The sequence below is a fragment of the Curtobacterium sp. MCBD17_008 genome, from assembly GCF_003234475.1.
Lineage (GTDB): Bacteria > Actinomycetota > Actinomycetes > Actinomycetales > Microbacteriaceae > Curtobacterium.
In genome coordinates this window covers 95208-110287 of sequence record NZ_QKTK01000001.1, presented here as the reverse complement: position 1 = coordinate 110287, position 15080 = coordinate 95208, and the positions used below count along the sequence as shown (strand labels likewise).

The following is a 15080-nucleotide window of genomic DNA, read 5'->3' as shown; positions in this document are numbered from 1 at the left end:
CACGACGGACGGGAGGTGGGCCCCGCCAGCCGGTACCGGCGCGACGCGCCAGCGGCGCGACGGCCGTGCCTGGAAGGACGGTGCCGGCTGGTACCGCGCCTCCCGTCGTCGGACAGGCAGCGGCGGTAGGCTCGACGGGTGGCAGTGAAGCAGGTGGACCCCATCGATGTCGTCCTCGTCGGCGGAGGGATCATGAGCGCCACGCTCGCCGCGATCATCCACCGGCTCGAGCCGGACTGGACGATCCGCGTGTACGAGCGGCTGGGCAGTGCGGCGCAGGAGTCCTCCAACCCGTGGAACAACGCCGGGACGGGCCACTCCGCGCTCTGCGAGCTCAACTACACGCCCGAGCTCCCCGACGGCCGCGTGGACATCGCCAAGGCCGTGACGGTCAACGAGCAGTTCCAGGTGTCCCGGCAGTTCTGGTCGCACCTGGTCGAGGACGGGACGTTGCCCGACCCGACGAGCTTCATCAACCCGACGCCGCACATCTCGTTCGTGTGGGGCGCGGACAACGTCGCGTACATGCGCGCGCGCTACGACGCCATGAAGGACCACCCGCTCTTCGCCGGGCTCGAGTACAGCGAGGACGCCGAGCAGATCCGGAAGTGGGCACCGGCCCTCATCCCGGGGCGCAAGAAGGACCAACCGATCGCGGCGACGTACTCGGCGGCGGGCTCCGACGTCGACTTCGGGTCCCTCACCCGGCAGCTCTTCGACCAGCTCGAGATCGACGGCCTGCAGTTCGAACCGTCGCACCGCGTGACGAAGATCGCCCGCTCGAAGGTCTCCGACGGCTGGGTGCTCGACGTCCGCAACGAGGTCGGTCGCTCGAAGCAGCGCATCGCGGCGAAGTTCGTGTTCGTCGGCGCCGGTGGCGGGGCGCTGCAGCTGCTGCAGAAGTCCGGCATCCCGGAGATCCGCGGCTACGGCGGCTTCCCGGTGTCCGGCGAGTTCCTGCGCACCGACGACCCGGAGGTGGTGCAGAAGCACGCGGCGAAGGTCTACGGCAAGGCGAGCGTGGGGGCTCCGCCGATGTCGGTGCCGCACCTGGACACCCGCATCGTCGACGGGCAGGCGTCGCTCATGTTCGGACCGTACGCGGGGTTCAGCCCGAAGTTCCTCAAGCAGGGGTCGGTGCTCGACCTGTTCACGTCGATCCGCCCGCACAACCTCCGACCGATGCTCGCCGTCGCGTTCTCGAACTTCGACCTGGTGAAGTACCTGGTCGGGCAGCTCCTGGCCTCGAAGCGCACGAAGTTCGACGCGCTCCGCGAGTTCATGCCGAGCGCACGGCCGGAGCACTGGCACCGCATCACCGCGGGGCAGCGAGTGCAGGTCATCAAGCCGGACCCCGAGAAGGGCGGTGTCCTGCAGTTCGGCACGCAGGTCATCACGTCCGGGGACGGGTCGATCGCCGGGCTGCTCGGTGCCTCCCCGGGAGCGTCCACCGCGGTCCCGATCATGCTCGGGCTGCTGCAGCGGTGCTTCCCGGACCGGTGGGACGGCTGGCAGGCGTCGGTGCGCGAGATGGTGCCGACGTACGGTCAGGACCTCGGCGACGACGCGGCCCTGGCGAGCGCCACGTTGGACCGTACGGCGGCGGTGCTGGGCCTGCACCGCTGACATCCCCCTCCTTGCGCCTCGTTCGAACGTGTGTTCGAATGGGAGCATGCGTTGGGACGGGCAGGCGATCACGGCCGAGCGGAGCGACATGCTCCCCGGACTCGAGTCGAACAGCGGGTTCGTCCGGAGCGTGACGACCCCCGAGTTCGTCGGGGTGACCTTCCACGAGGTCCTGGCGAAGTCCGCGCTGAACAAGGTCGGGGGAGCGGACGGCGGCACGTGGGGGTGGACGATCAACCCGTACCGCGGCTGCAGTCATGCCTGCGTGTACTGCTTCGCCCGTCCGACCCACACCTACCTGGAGTTCGACGGCGGGGCGGACTTCGACCAGCAGATCGTCGTGAAGACGAACGTCGCCGACGTGCTCACCCGGGAACTCGCGAAGCCGAGCTGGGACCGGCACCCGGTCGCCCTCGGCACGAACACCGACCCGTACCAGCGCGCAGAGGGACGGTACCGGCTCATGCCGGGGGTCATCCGCGCCCTGGCCGACTCCGGCACGCCCTTCAGCATCCTCACCAAGGGCAGTCTGCTCCGACGGGACATCCCGCTCCTGGTCGAGGCCGCGAAGTCCGTCCCGGTCGACATCGCGATGTCCATCGCGGTGTACGACGACGACCTGCAGCAGTCCGTCGAGCCCGGCACCCCGACGACCTCTGCACGCCTGGCCACGGTACGGGCGGTCCGCGACGCCGGGCTCGACTGCTCGGTGTTCCTCATGCCGGTCCTGCCGTACATCACGGACACGCGGGCGCACCTGCAGCACGCGGTCGGGCGCGCGGCTGCCTCCGGTGCGACGAGCCTGATGTACTCGGCGCTGCACCTCAAGCCCGGCATCAAGCCGTGGTGGTACGAGTGGCTGGGCCGGACGCACCCCGACCTCGTGGGGCGCTACCGGGCCATGTACCTCGACAACACGTACGCGCCGAAGGACTACCGGCGCTGGTTGGCCGAGCGGGTCCGGCCGATCCTGCACGAGCACGGCCTGTCCCTGGGGAAGGTCGACCCGGCGACCGGATCGATGGGGTTCTCGGACGACGCCGTGCCCCGGACGTCGGACCAGTCGCCGCTCAAGCGCGCGGACCCCGGGTACGCCCACCGCGCCGAGTACCGGCCGTCGAACGGGCTCGGCCCGGGCGCCGGGGCCCCCGGTGTGGCCGCTTCTGCCCCGGCCTCGGCGGGGGCGGGTCGGCCGACGGGCCCGACCCGGCTGACGGAGGCGACCCGTCCGACGGGTGCGGTCCGCGAGACGGGTGCGGTCCGCACGGCGGAACCGCGTCTCTTCTGATCGTCGATCCCGCTTCCGGGGGACAGTGGCCCGTCGGTGGTCGCCGTTACCATGGACGAGTCCGCCGCCTGGCGATCTGATCGGGGTACACACCAGCACCCATCGTGGTTGGATCGAAGACGGCGCCCCCGCCGCTGACGGACCACCCCACGGTCTGACGCGGCGGTGAGCACTCGGAGTCCGAGTGCTCCGTGACCCCTCGACCGCACGGAAGGACAGCCCCGGTGCTCGGCATCCCCACGCATCTCGCCCCACGGGTGAACGCGTGGTCGACCGTGCGCGCCTTCCACGCAGCCGCGATCGGGTCCCTCGTCGCCGCTGCGCTCCTGCTGCTGCTCTACCGCGTCGACGCTCCGACGGACCACGTCCTCGGCGCGGTGCTCGCCGTGGTCCCCATGCTCGTGATGATCGGTGTGCACGTCCACGTCGGCACCTGGCGGTCGGCGGCTGCGTTCCTCGTCGTCGGGGGGATCTGCGCGTACTGGTTCGCGACCGTCGTGCAACGCGAACTCGCCGGGGTCCCGTGGGTCACCTCGTACCTGCTCTCCCTGGTCGTCGTGCCGCTCGTGCTCATCGGCGGCACCGGCAGCGGGACGCTCCGCGTGGTGCTCTGGTCGGTGTCCGGCTTCGTCGTGGGCCGGGTCGTGACGTCGGTCGTCGCCGCGCAGGCCGGCGGCCCCGACCACCCGCTCGTGCTCGCGTGGGTGACGCTCGGGTTCGTCATCGGTCTCGTGGTGGCGGTGAACCGGTCGACCAGGCGGTCCGAGCGCATCCAACCCGAGCTGCTGCGGTCGGCCCGCGAAGAGCACGTGACGGCGTACCGGGCGGGGATCGAGGCCGAAGCCGCGGCGATCCTGCACGACACCGTCCTGAACCACCTCAACGCGATCGCGTTGGCGCCGGCCGGTCCGATGGACGAGCACCTCGTGCAGACGATGGAGGCGGACGTCGCGATGCTCACCGGGCGTGCCTGGCTCGCGGCGGACGGTCCGGCGGCGGACGACAGCGCCGACGACACGACCACGGTCGCGGTCGCGGCCTTCGACCGCATGCTCGACGAGCAACGATCCACGGGGTTGCAGATCACCGTGACCGGTGACCCGGTGTCGGTCGCCCGGCTCGACCCACAGGCGATGACCGCGGTGCTCCGTGCGGTCGCCCAGTGCCTGACGAACGTCCGCAAGCACGCCGGCACCGACGCGGCCGAGGTCAGCGTCTTCGACGACGGCCTGGCGTGCACCGTGATGGTCGTGGACGACGGGCGCGGGTTCGACGAACAGGCCACCGGAGCCGATCGCATGGGGCTCCGCAACTCGGTCCGCGAGCGCATCGGCCGGGTCGGCGGGGACGTGCAGGTGTGGTCCTCGCCCGGGTCGGGGACGAGCGTCATGATGAGCGTGCCGTACGGGTCGGCGAACGCTCCCGTGCCCCTCCGACCGCACGACGACGTGGAGCGGGCCTCGTGAGCCGCACCACGCGCCGCGGTCCGGGACGACGGACCGCGCAGCAGTACGACCCGCTCGGCGCGATGGGGTCCCGACCGCTCGCGGTCGTCCTCGGCGCCGGCGGCGTGCTCTGGGCCTCCCTGGTGTCGATCCTCGACCGGGACGTGGTCGGCGCGCCGACGTTGAGCGCCCTGACCGTCCTGTTGCTCGCCGCCTCCGCGGTCGTCGTGTTCAGCGCCTCCAGTCCGTTCCGGGCGCCCTTCACCCGGTGGGCGTTCGTCGCCCACGTCGCACTGCTCGCGCTCGCGACCGTGACCGCGGCGGCCGCGCAGTGGGGTCCCGACCGGTCGCTCGTGAACGACTTCATGGTGCTGCTCGGTGCGATCGGCATCGTGGTCGTCGCCCCGTACCGTCCGTGGACGGACCTCGTCGCGGGCGGTCTCGCCCTCGCCGTCGTGGGGGCCGCCACCGGTGGGGCGGTCGCGTTCGTGCACCCTGCGGGCGTCCCGGTGCCGGTCGCGGCGTTCCTGGCTGCCGCTCCGACCCTCGTCCTCACCGCCGCGTCGGCCGTGTTCGCCCACACCTTCGCCGGTCTGGCGGAGCGCGTGCAGATCCGTGCGGGGTCGTACTCGGTGGAACGTGCCGAACGCGACGGCATCACGTCGAGCGTGCAGCAGGACCGGTCGACGATCCTCGCGCGGGACGTCGCCCCCTTCTTCGCCGAGCTCCGCACGCGGACGACGCTGACGGACGCGGACCGGGCGCGGGCACGGGCCATCGCCGACGGCATCCGGCAGGTCATGGTCGCCGAGGCGGACCGCACGTGGTTGGAGTACGCCGTGCGCGTCGCGGGGGACCCCGCCGCCACCGTCGTCGACCCGCTCGGCCTCGCGGCGGGGATGGACGCCGACCAGCGGACCGTCGTCCGGACCTTCGTGCGCGTGGTGCTCGCGGCCGACACCGTCGACCCGGCCGGCGTCCGGGTGACGGTCGCGCCTCCCGACCCCTCGGCTGCGGGCAGCGCGGTCACGATGACCTTCGACGTCGCCGTGGCCGACTCCGACGTCGGCATCCACCGGGCGTTCGATCCGTACGTCGCCGTGCTCCGCGTGACGTTCCCGGACCTCGACGTCGCCGTCCGACCATCGTCCCTGACATTAAGGTTCTCGTATGACCAGCACTGACCCGACCCGGTTCCCGGAGGGCGGTCCCGCCATGCCGGCCCCGGGTTCCCGCCGGGTGCGTTTGGCCATCCTCGACGACCACGAGGTCCTGCTCGACAGCCTGTCGAGCTGGATCGCGGTGAACGCCTTCGACTTCGACCTGGCCCTCACCGCACACACCTGGCTCGAGATGGTGCACAGCGACAGCTTCCCGACCGACCTGGTGTTCCTCGACTTCCAGCTCAAGGAGCCGGTGTCGATCGAGGCCCGCGTCCGCACGTGCCGAGCAGCCGGGGCGAAGGTGATCGTCCTGTCGAGCGTCGACGCCCGCGAGTCCCGCGACCGCTCCCTCGCAGCCGGTGCGGCGGCGTTCCTCTCGAAGTCCCTGCCGATGCGCGAGGTGATGGACATCGCGCGTGAGGTGATGGGCGTCGCGCGTGAGACGCCGGCACAGCGCGAATGGCGTCCGCTGCCGACGGGGGCGAGCGCCCACCAGCGTCCGAAGCTCAGCCACGGCGAGGAGGAAGCGCTCCGCCTGTACGTGTCGGGCTACTCGACGAACGAGGTCGCGGCGCAGATGAACGTGCAGTACGAGACCGCCAAGACGTACCTCCGCCGTGTCCGTGAGAAGTACGCGAAGGTCGGCCGTCCGGCGTCGAAGAAGTCCGACCTCATCCGTCGCGCGGCGGAGGACGGGTTCCTCGCGTAGTGGCCAAGCTCTACTTCCGCTTCGGCGCGATGAACAGCGGCAAGAGCACCGGGCTCCTGCAGGCTGCGTACAACTACGAGGAGCGCGGCCAGCGCGTCCTGCTCGCCAAGCCCAGCGTCGACACCAAGGGCGACCGCGAGATCGTCTCGCGGCTCGGTGTGACGCGGACCGTGGACGTCGTGCTCCCCGCCGAGGCCGACGTCCGTGCTGCGGTGGCCGAGGCGGGCGCCTCCGACCCGGAGTCGGCAGCACTCGACGGCATGGTCCGCCCGGTCAGTTGTGTGCTCGTGGACGAGGCGCAGTTCCTCACGCCCCGGCAGGTCGACGACCTGCTCCGGATCGCCGTCCTCGACGAGATCCCCGTCCTCGCGTACGGCATCCGCACCGACTTCCGCACCGAGGCGTTCCCCGGCAGCCGTCGCCTCCTCGAGGTCGCGCACTCCCTCGAGGAGCTCAAGACCATCTGCCGCTGCGGGCGCAAGGCCGTGTTCAACGCCCGGAAGGTCGACGGCCGGTTCGTGTTCGACGGGTCACAGGTCGCGATCGACGGCGTCGACGTCGAGTACGAGTCGCTCTGCGCCAACTGCTACCTCACCGAGTCCGGCGGCCGGTTGGACGGCGAGACCGGACACTGAGCCCGGTCCGGACAGGAGAGCCCGGTCCGGACAGGAGGCGCAGACCGGACCGATCCCGGGCCTCCCGTCCCGCACACGTGCCGGAATGGGCGCGCGGCGCGGCGCGTTGGTGTGGACATGAGTGACGCACCCCTGCACCTTTCCGTCCTCGACCTCGCGACGCGCGAGTACGGGCAGTCGAACACCGAGGCCCTGCAGGGCTCGATCGACATGGCCGTCCGGGCCGAACAGCTCGGCTACGAGCGCTTCTGGGTCGCGGAACACCACGGCATGCCGGGCATCACCTCGTCCGCGCCGGCGGTCCTGCTCAGCGCCGTCGGTGCCGCGACCTCCACCATCCGCATCGGTTCCGGTGGCGTCATGCTGCCGAACCACGCCCCGCTCGTCATCGCGGAGCAGTTCGGCACCCTCCGAGCGCTGTACGGCGACCGCGTCGACCTCGGCATCGGCCGCGCGCCCGGGACGGACGGCGCGACCGCGATGGCCCTCCGCCGGACGGACCGGCTCGACGTCGACGACTTCCCGCAGCAGCTGGCCGACCTCGTCGGCTTCTTCACCGGTATGGAGGAGTCGAACCCGCTCGCCCGCATCCGTGCCGTCCCCGGCTACGGCGACGTGCCGGAGTTCTGGCTGCTCGGCTCGTCGGGCTACAGCGCGCAGGTCGCCGGGGCGCTCGGGATACCGTTCGCCTTCGCGCACCACTTCGCGTCCGACAACACGGAGGCGGCGCTCGCGCTGTACCACCAGGCGTTCCGACCCTCGCGTTTCCGTTCCGAGCCGCTCGCGTTGATCGGCGTGCAGGTCGTCACCGACGAGGACCCGGCCGTCGTGGACGAGCAGAGCGCGCCCGGGATGATCTCGTTCATCCGCATGCGTCAGGGCGCGAAGCCCGAGCCGGTCTCGATGGAGGAGGCCCGCGCGTACGAGTTCTCCGACCTCGAGCGACGGTTCATCGCCGCCCGGACGGAACGTCAGGCGTACGGCTCCCGGGACCAGGTCGCGGCGAAGATCAACGAGTTGGTCGAGTCGACCGGTGCCGACGGGGTGATCGTCGCTCCCGGGGCCGCGCAGGCACGCTACCGGCACCAGGCGCTCGAGGTCGTGGCGGGGCTGCACGCCGAGGGGCGGCTCGTCCGGCCGGGCGTCGCCGTCGCCTGACGCCGCGCGGACCGGGCACGCGCCGGCGAGCAGCTTGCACGGTGTGCACGACGCAGGCTTGCACGACGCAGGCTTGCGTGGCGCGTTCTGGACGTGCACAACAGGAACCGGCCCGAACCACGGACTCCCATGGCTCGGGCCGGTTCCTGTTGTGCCGATGGAGTCCGGCGGCGCCGGAGAGCTCCGGGAACGGCGAAGGCCCCGGCTTCCTGAGAAGCCGGGGCCTTGTATGTCGGGGTGACAGGATTTGAACCTGCGACCTCGTCGTCCCGAACGACGCGCGCTACCAAGCTGCGCCACACCCCGCGGTGTGATCACTCCGTTCCCGGAGCAACCCCAGAAGTCTATCCGATGATCGGGGGTGCTCACGACCACGCGGTGTCGGCCGGGCGCGTCGCGATCGACGGGGGAGCGGTCAGGTGCGGGCCGTCAGCGTGACGACGACCGCCTCCGGCCGGACGGCGAACCGCACGGGCGCGTAGATCGAGGTCCCGAGTCCGGCCGAGACGTTCAACCAGGACCAGTGCGTGCGGTTCTGCCACTGGTGCAGGCCGCTCGCGTACCGGCGCGGCAGGTCCGAGTTCGTCACGAGCGCGCCGACGCCCGGGACGGCCACCTGGCCGCCGTGCGTGTGCCCGGCGAAGACGATGTCCGCGCCCTGTGTCACGAAGGCGTCCAGGACGCGACGGTAGGGCGCGTGCGTGACGCCGATGGAGACGGGGGAGGGGCCGCTCTCGTCCTCCGACCACGGAACCTCGGAGCGCATCTCGTCGACGTTCGCCGGCAGGAGGTCGAGCCGGTCCCAGTCGCGGTGTGCGTCCGACGTGCCGAAGAGCTCGAAGCGCGACCCGCGGATCTCGACGGCACGGGCGTGGTCGTTGAGGTCCAGCCACCCGAGGGACTCGAAGAAGGCCGTCTGGCGGTCCACGTCGAGCTTCGCCGGCTCGGCATGGGCCCGCATGGTGCTCGGCCCGGCGAGGTACTGCGCGGGGTTGCGGGGTGACGGTGCGAAGAAGTCGTTCGACCCGTAGACGAAGGCGCCCGGGATCCCGCGGAACGGCTCGAGGGCGTACTCGACGGCGGCGTTCGCGGTCGCGTGGCCGAGGTTGTCGCCGGTGTTCACGATGAAGTCCGGCTCGACCAGGCTGAGGTCGCGGATCCACTGCTGCTTGTCCGCCTGCCACGGGGCCATGTGGATGTCGGACAGGTGCAGGACGGTGACGTCGCGGGAGCCGACCGGCAGCACCGGGACGGTCTCCCACCGGAGGGTGTACGCGCGGCGCTCCACGAGGGAGCCCCAGGCGGCGGAGGCGACTCCGAGCGCGGCGCCCGCGGCGAGGACGCCGAGGGCACCACGCGCTCGGGTCACCGGCAGCCCTTCGGCGACTTGCCGTTCTTGTTGCCGTACACGGACAGGGTGATCCCGGTGTCCTTCGACACCGCCGTGCCCTGGCCGGGGTCGACCGCGGCCACGAGGCACTCATTGTCGCCGTTCCCCTTGGGGTAGTCCTTCGACACGGAGACGTTCGTGAACCCGGCGTCGGCGAGGGCGTCCTGCGCGTCGCCGATCTGCTTGCCGGTCACCTCGGGGATGGCGGTCTGTGAACCGTCGGTCGTGTACACGGTCACGCTCGACCCCTTGGAGAGCTGCAGCCCGGCTGCCGGGTTGGTCGAGAGGACCGTGCCCGGCGTACCGCCGCCGGCCTGGACGCCGCCGTCCACGTAGGTCAGGCCGGCCGCTGCGATCGCTGCGCGAGCCGCTTCCGGGGTCTGACCCTGGACGTTCGGCACGGCCACGCTGTTGCCGCGGATCGACGCGGGCGACGGGTCGGCGAACTGACCCCCCGGGTACTGGGTGTTCACGATGCTCTGTGCCTGGCGCCACAGTGCTGTGCGAGAACCGGCGTAGGCGCCGTTCGGTCCGTAGATGAACCGCAGGTTCTGCTTGCCGACGGTGTTGCCGAGCCACGCGGCGGTCGCGACCTTCGTGGTGGCCCCGACCAGCCAGATCTGGTCGGCGTCGTCCGTGGTGCCGGTCTTGGCGAACTCGTCGAAGCCGTCGGGCGTCCGTCCACCGCCTGCGGTGCCGATGGTGAGGACCTTCTTCAGCGCGTAGATCGCCGTCGCGGCGACCTGCGGGTCGATGGCCTGCGTGCAGTCCTTCGCCTGGCCGCCGAGGGACTTGCCGTCCGCGTTCGTCACGTTGTCGATCGCGATGGGACGGCAGAACGTGCCGTTGTTCGCGATGCCGGCGTACGCGGCGGCCATGGTCAGCGGAGCGATGTAGTTCGTGCCGAGCACGAACGAGGCATTCGTGCGGACCGCCGAGGTCGTCGGCTTCGACATGTCGTCCGCGTACTCGGCCGACGTCTGGCGCGGCTTCGCCAGGTGGACGCCGAGGCTCTCGGCGGTCTTGCGGATCTCGCAGAAGTCGAGCTTCTGGGCCATCTGCACGTAGGAGTTGTTGATCGAGCGGTAGGTGGCGTTCTCGACGGTCATGTTGCCGCCCTCACCGGGCGCGTCGTTCGACACCGGGTAGTTGACGTTGAGCGGTGAACCGCATTGCGTGAAGTTCGTGAAGGTGCGCGGGGTGCCGTTCACGATCTCGCCGAGGCCGTGGCCGTTCTGCAGCCAGTTGAGGAGCGTGAACGGCTTGAACGTCGAACCGGTCTGGAAGCCCTCACCGCCGCCGTACCGCTCGTCGACGCTGTAGTTGATCCCCGTGTCGGTCGCCGGAGCGCAGGCGTTCGGGTCGGCGCCCTCGGTTCCGCAGCCCGCGAGCTGGTTGTAGTTCTTGTTCTGGACCATCGTGAGCACGCGGCCGGTGTCGGCTTCCACCGAGTTCAGGACCCCGCCCAGGGCGAGCCGGGCCTCGGTGTTCGGCGCGTAGGCGTTGATCAGGTCCTTCTGCGCGTTGTTGAGGTCCAGGTTCAGCGTGGTCTGGATCGTGTAGCCGCCGTTGCGCCAGGCGGCGTCGCGTGCCTTCTGGGTCGAGCCGAGCTGGGACATCTCCTTGACGACCTGCACCGCGTAGTCGCAGAAGAACTGGGATCCGTTGCCGGCGGCGGCCTTGCAGCCCTGGGTCGGGTCGGTCAGGTGCACGTAGTCGGCGGGCTTGGAGGCGATGGCCTCCTTGAAGTCCTTGGTGTTGATGTGCTTCTGGGCGTACATCGACTTCAGGATCACGTCACGCCGGGCGACGTTCGCTTCGTAGTACTTCGGGTCGGACAGGTTGCGCGTGTTCGGCGACTGCACGATCGCCAGGATCGAGGCGGCCTCGGCGGCGGTGAGGTCGGTGGCGCTCTTGCCGAAGTAGTGCTGCGCCGCGGCCTGGACGCCGTACGTCTGGTCACCGAAGTAGGCGATGTTCAGGTAGCCGGTGAGGATGTCCTTCTTCGGGTACTTCTTCGCGAGCCCGATCGCGAGCTTCATCTCCTCGAGCTTGCGGGAGACGGAGACCTTGGTCGCCTCGTTGTAGGCCTTGATCCGCTGCTCCTGCGTGGGGAGCTCGAGTGCCTGCTGCATCTTGATGTTGCGGACGAGCTGCATGGTGAGCGTCGACCCACCGCCGGAGTCGCCGAGGCCACCCCCGGCGACGGTGCCGACACCGGCGCGGACGAGCGAGGTCATGTCGACGCCGCCGTGGTGCCAGAAGCGCTTGTCCTCACCGTCGATCGCGGCGTTCTTGAGGTTCTCGCTGATCTGGTCGTACTTCAGCTCCTGGCGGTTCTGGTCGTAGACCGTCGCCAGGTGGGTCGGCTTGCCGCCCGAGTACGCCAGCACCTCGTTGCGCTGGGGCAGGTCGCCGAGCTCGATGTACTCGGGCAGCGACTCGAAGACGCCGATCGTCGAGGTCGTCGTGACACCGGCGACCGCGATCGCCGGCGTGACACCGATGGTGACGAGCAGGCCGGCGAGTGCGCTGAAACCGACGAAACCGACGAAGGCGCCGACTGCGGAGACGGGCTTGGTCCGGCGGGCAGACGTCTTCTGGGCAGACATAGGATGCAGCCTAAACGACACCTCGGACTGGAAGGCTGGCAAGGAACCGCATGAGCCGCTGGGAATACCTCACGACCCCGTTGATCATCCACAACACCACCGCCATCCTCAACAACTTCGGTGAGCAGGGCTGGGAACTGGTCCAGGTCGTCACCGGCCCGGAGGGCGGGCTCGTCGCCTACCTGAAGCGTCCGAAGGCCGAGGCATGAGCGTCGCCGAGCGCCTGACCGAGCTCGGCATCACGGTGCCGGAGGTCGCGGCTCCCGTCGCCGCGTACGTCCCCGCCGTCGTCTCCGGCGCACACGTCTTCACCGCTGGGCAGCTGCCGTTCGTCGACGGCGCCCTGCCGGTGACGGGCAAGGTCGGGTCAGCGGTCGACGCCGAGACGGCGACGGCGCAGGCCCGGGTGGCGGCGCTCAACGCCCTCGCCGCGGTGCAGAGCGTCGCCGGGTCGCTCGACCGGGTCGCCCGGGTCGTCAAGGTGACGGTCTTCGTCGCCTCCGACCCCTCGTTCACCGGGCAGCCGGCGGTCGCGAACGGCGCGTCGCAGCTCGTCGGCGACGTGTTCGGCGAAGCGGGCGTCCACGCGCGCAGCGCGGTCGGCGTCGCGGTCCTGCCGCTGGACGCACCGGTCGAGGTCGAGCTGGTCGTCGAGCTGACGGCCTGACCACCTGCGGACGCGACGCGTCCGCGGGACGCAGGAAGGGCCTCCCGGCCGGTGTGACGGGAGGCCCTTCCTGCGTCCGTCCGGCTACATCAGGTCCGCGATGGTCGCCATGATCGTCGGGTCGGCCAGCGTCGTCGTGTCGCCGATGCGACGCCCCTCGGCCGCGTCGCGGAGGAGGCGGCGCATGATCTTGCCGGACCGCGTCTTCGGCAGCTCCGGGACGATGACGACCTGACGGGGCTTCGCGATCGGGCCGATCCGCTTGCCGACCCAGGAGCGCAACTCGGCGGCGGAGGCCTCGCGGTCGACGCCCTCGGCCGCCTCGGCGGTGAGGATCACGAACGCGACGACGGCCTGCCCGGTCGTCTCGTCGGCGGCACCGACGACCGCTGCTTCGGCGACTCCCTCGTGCCCGACGAGCGCGGACTCGATCTCCGCGGTGGACAGTCGGTGCCCGGAGACGTTCATCACGTCGTCCACGCGTCCCTGCACCCAGATGTCGCCCTGGCCGTCGAGCCGGGCGCCGTCGCCGGCGAAGTAGCGGCCCGGGAACCGTGACCAGTACGTCTCGACGAAGCGGTCGTCGTCGCCCCAGATGCCGCGCGCCATCGACGGCCACGGCTCGGTGACGGTGAGGTAGCCGCTGCCGCCGGGACCCACGGGGGTGCCGTCCTCGTCCACGATCTCGGTGACGATCCCCGGCAGCGGGGTCTGTGCCGCGCCGGGCTTGAGCTTCGTCACGCCGGGCAGCGCCGAGATCATGATCGCGCCGGTCTCCGTCTGCCACCACGTGTCGACGATCGGGGTCCGGTCGTGGCCGATCACCTGCCGGTACCACTGCCACGCCTCTGGGTTGATCGGCTCGCCGACGCTGCCGAGCAGCCGGAGCGACTCGAGGCTGCGCGCTTCCGGGATCTGGCGACCGGCCTTCATCGCGGCGCGGACCGCGGTCGGTGCCGTGTAGAGGACCGTGACCCCGTACGCGTCCACGATGTCCCACCAGCGACCGGGCTGCGGCTCGTCCGGCGTGCCCTCGTACAGGACCTGCGTCACGCCGTTCGCGAGGGGACCGTAGACGACGTACGTGTGACCGGTGATCCAGCCGATGTCGGCCGTGCACCAGTAGACGTCCTTCTCCGGGTGCATGTCGAAGACGTTCCGGTGCGTGTAGGCCGCCTGGGTCAGGTACCCGCCGGAGGTGTGCACGATGCCCTTCGGCTTCCCGGTCGTGCCCGAGGTGTACAGGATGAACAGGGGCGTCTCGGCGGGGAAGGCCTGCGCCTCGTGATCGGGAGCGGCGGCGGCGAACTCGTCGTGCCACCACCGGTCGCGCTCGGTCCAGGCGATCTCGTTGCCGCCGCGCTGCACGACGAGCACGTGCTCGACGCTGCCCGTGCCCTCGCCCTGCAGGGCCTCGTCCACGGCGGGCTTGAGCGGGGAGACGGCACCGCGACGCCATCCGCCGTCCGCGGTCACGACGACCTTCGCGCCGGCGTCCTCGATCCGGGCACGGAGGCTCTCGGCGCTGAAGCCGCCGAAGACGACGGAGTGGATCGCGCCGAGCCGGGCGATCGCGAGCATCGTGACGACGGCCTCCGGGATGAGGGGGAGGTACACGACGACACGGTCACCACGCCCGACGCCGAGACCCTGCAGCATGTTCGCCGCGCGCTGCACGTCCGCCGTCAGCTCGGCGTAGGTGATGGTGCGGGTGTCGCCGTTCGCGCCCTCGAAGTGGATCGCGACGCGGTCGCCGTTGCCTGCCCGGACATGCCGGTCGAGGCAGTTCTCGGCGACGTTGAGCTCCCCGTCCGCGAACCACCGGGCGAACGGTGCCCCGGACCAGTCGAGCGTCGTCGTGAAGGGCGTCCGCCAGTCCAGCAGGGCTCGGGACTGCTCCGCCCAGAACGCCACCCGGTCGGCGCTCGCGGCGTCGTGGAGGCCCTGGTCGGCGACGGCGTCCGCGACGAACTCGGGCGACGGTGGGAACGTCGTCGCGTCGTCGGAGGTGTCGGCCTGCTGTGGAGCGGCCTGCTGCGGAATCGTCATCGATGTCCTTTCGTCTCGTCCGCCCGGGACGCGGTCGGACCACCGAGGCAGACGACGACCGGGCGCAGTCGGAGACTACTCCCGACCGCGCTCCCGGCGGAGGACCCGGCCCGGTGCCGGCAGCGAGCGCCGTCCTGCGGTCCGGCCCGTCACCGCGGACCTGCCGGCGCGCAGCGGGACAGTCGATCCGCGCAGGTCCTCGCGTTCCGCGTCCAGGAGTGTCGGCGCATCCCCTTCGTGGGGTACAGTGTTCCCTGCCGGGCTCGTTCCCGGTGGCACCGGTCACGATTCCCCCCAATCACCCCGGTGTCCAGGCGGCACCCGTTCCCCCCAACAGG

At 70.9% G+C, this 15080-nt stretch carries 12 protein-coding genes and 1 tRNA gene; 9 read left to right on the top strand and 4 right to left on the bottom strand.

What is annotated here, in order from left to right; all coding sequences use genetic code 11:
• Nucleotides 1–138: 138 nt before the first annotated feature.
• From DEI95_RS00500 to DEI95_RS00470, 7 genes are all read left to right on the top strand, one after another.
• Nucleotides 139–1626 carry a malate:quinone oxidoreductase gene (locus DEI95_RS00500; protein WP_110824598.1) on the top strand — a complete coding sequence of 496 codons (1488 nt, stop codon included), beginning with the start codon at nucleotides 139–141 and terminating at the stop codon, nucleotides 1624–1626.
• Nucleotides 1627–1672: 46 nt separating this feature from the next.
• Entirely contained in the window at nucleotides 1673–2914 is a 1242-nt protein-coding gene (locus DEI95_RS00495; protein ID WP_111059055.1) for an Rv2578c family radical SAM protein, read from the top strand.
• A gap of 224 nt (nucleotides 2915–3138) precedes the next feature.
• A complete protein-coding gene (locus DEI95_RS00490; RefSeq protein WP_111059054.1) occupies nucleotides 3139–4380 on the top strand; it encodes a sensor histidine kinase in 1242 nt (413 codons plus the stop codon).
• Nucleotides 4377–5543 carry a hypothetical protein gene (locus DEI95_RS00485; protein ID WP_111059053.1) on the top strand — a complete coding sequence of 389 codons (1167 nt, stop codon included), beginning with the start codon at nucleotides 4377–4379 and terminating at the stop codon, nucleotides 5541–5543. The genes DEI95_RS00490 and DEI95_RS00485 overlap by 4 nt, the downstream gene beginning before the upstream one ends.
• Complete coding sequence (locus tag DEI95_RS00480) at nucleotides 5530–6231, top strand: response regulator (RefSeq protein ID WP_258365935.1); 702 nt, start codon at nucleotides 5530–5532, stop codon at nucleotides 6229–6231. Before DEI95_RS00485 ends, DEI95_RS00480 begins: the two co-directional genes overlap by 14 nt.
• Nucleotides 6231–6866 carry a thymidine kinase gene (locus DEI95_RS00475; protein WP_111059052.1) on the top strand — a complete coding sequence of 212 codons (636 nt, stop codon included), beginning with the start codon at nucleotides 6231–6233 and terminating at the stop codon, nucleotides 6864–6866. Before DEI95_RS00480 ends, DEI95_RS00475 begins: the two co-directional genes overlap by 1 nt.
• Nucleotides 6867–6983: 117 nt before the next feature.
• Nucleotides 6984–8024, top strand: a complete 1041-nt coding sequence (locus DEI95_RS00470; RefSeq protein ID WP_110911136.1) for an LLM class flavin-dependent oxidoreductase — start codon at nucleotides 6984–6986, stop codon at nucleotides 8022–8024.
• Between the two features lie 232 nt (nucleotides 8025–8256).
• Here DEI95_RS00470 and DEI95_RS00465 read toward each other — a convergent pair.
• From DEI95_RS00465 to DEI95_RS00455, 3 genes are all read right to left on the bottom strand, one after another.
• Nucleotides 8257–8330, bottom strand: a tRNA-Pro gene (locus DEI95_RS00465).
• Nucleotides 8331–8439: 109 nt separating this feature from the next.
• Nucleotides 8440–9393: a metallophosphoesterase gene (locus DEI95_RS00460; RefSeq protein WP_111059051.1), complete on the bottom strand. Its 954-nt coding sequence runs from the start codon at nucleotides 9391–9393 to the stop codon at nucleotides 8440–8442.
• The gene (locus DEI95_RS00455) at nucleotides 9390–12026 is read right to left on the bottom strand and encodes a transglycosylase domain-containing protein (protein ID WP_111059050.1); all 2637 of its coding nucleotides are present in this window, start codon (nucleotides 12024–12026) and stop codon (nucleotides 9390–9392) included. Before DEI95_RS00455 ends, DEI95_RS00460 begins: the two co-directional genes overlap by 4 nt.
• Before the next feature lie 50 nt (nucleotides 12027–12076).
• On the opposite strand from DEI95_RS00455, the gene DEI95_RS16515 reads away from it, so the two are divergent.
• Nucleotides 12077–12235, top strand: coding sequence for a hypothetical protein (locus DEI95_RS16515; protein WP_181419563.1), 159 nt, complete (start codon nucleotides 12077–12079; stop codon nucleotides 12233–12235).
• Nucleotides 12232–12693: a RidA family protein gene (locus DEI95_RS00450; protein ID WP_110889994.1), complete on the top strand. Its 462-nt coding sequence runs from the start codon at nucleotides 12232–12234 to the stop codon at nucleotides 12691–12693. The genes DEI95_RS16515 and DEI95_RS00450 overlap by 4 nt, the downstream gene beginning before the upstream one ends.
• Nucleotides 12694–12777: 84 nt before the next feature.
• Here DEI95_RS00450 and acs read toward each other — a convergent pair whose 3' ends face one another.
• Entirely contained in the window at nucleotides 12778–14742 is a 1965-nt protein-coding gene (gene acs / locus DEI95_RS00445) for an acetate--CoA ligase (protein ID WP_110911126.1), read from the bottom strand.
• Nucleotides 14743–15080: the final 338 nt, after the last annotated feature.

What these genes read in the sequence shown, in the direction of transcription:
- DEI95_RS00495 (WP_111059055.1), top strand. Translation starts at nt 1,673, where the DNA reads ATGCGTTGGGACGGGCAGGCGATCACGGCCGAGCGGAGCGACATGCTC.
- DEI95_RS00480 (WP_258365935.1), top strand. Translation starts at nt 5,530, where the DNA reads ATGACCAGCACTGACCCGACCCGGTTCCCGGAGGGCGGTCCCGCCATG.
- DEI95_RS00470 (WP_110911136.1), top strand. Translation starts at nt 6,984, where the DNA reads ATGAGTGACGCACCCCTGCACCTTTCCGTCCTCGACCTCGCGACGCGC.
- DEI95_RS00455 (WP_111059050.1), bottom strand. Translation starts at nt 12,026, where the DNA reads ATGTCTGCCCAGAAGACGTCTGCCCGCCGGACCAAGCCCGTCTCCGCA.
- DEI95_RS16515 (WP_181419563.1), top strand. Translation starts at nt 12,077, where the DNA reads ATGAGCCGCTGGGAATACCTCACGACCCCGTTGATCATCCACAACACC.
- DEI95_RS00450 (WP_110889994.1), top strand. Translation starts at nt 12,232, where the DNA reads ATGAGCGTCGCCGAGCGCCTGACCGAGCTCGGCATCACGGTGCCGGAG.
- acs (WP_110911126.1), bottom strand. Translation starts at nt 14,742, where the DNA reads ATGACGATTCCGCAGCAGGCCGCTCCACAGCAGGCCGACACCTCCGAC.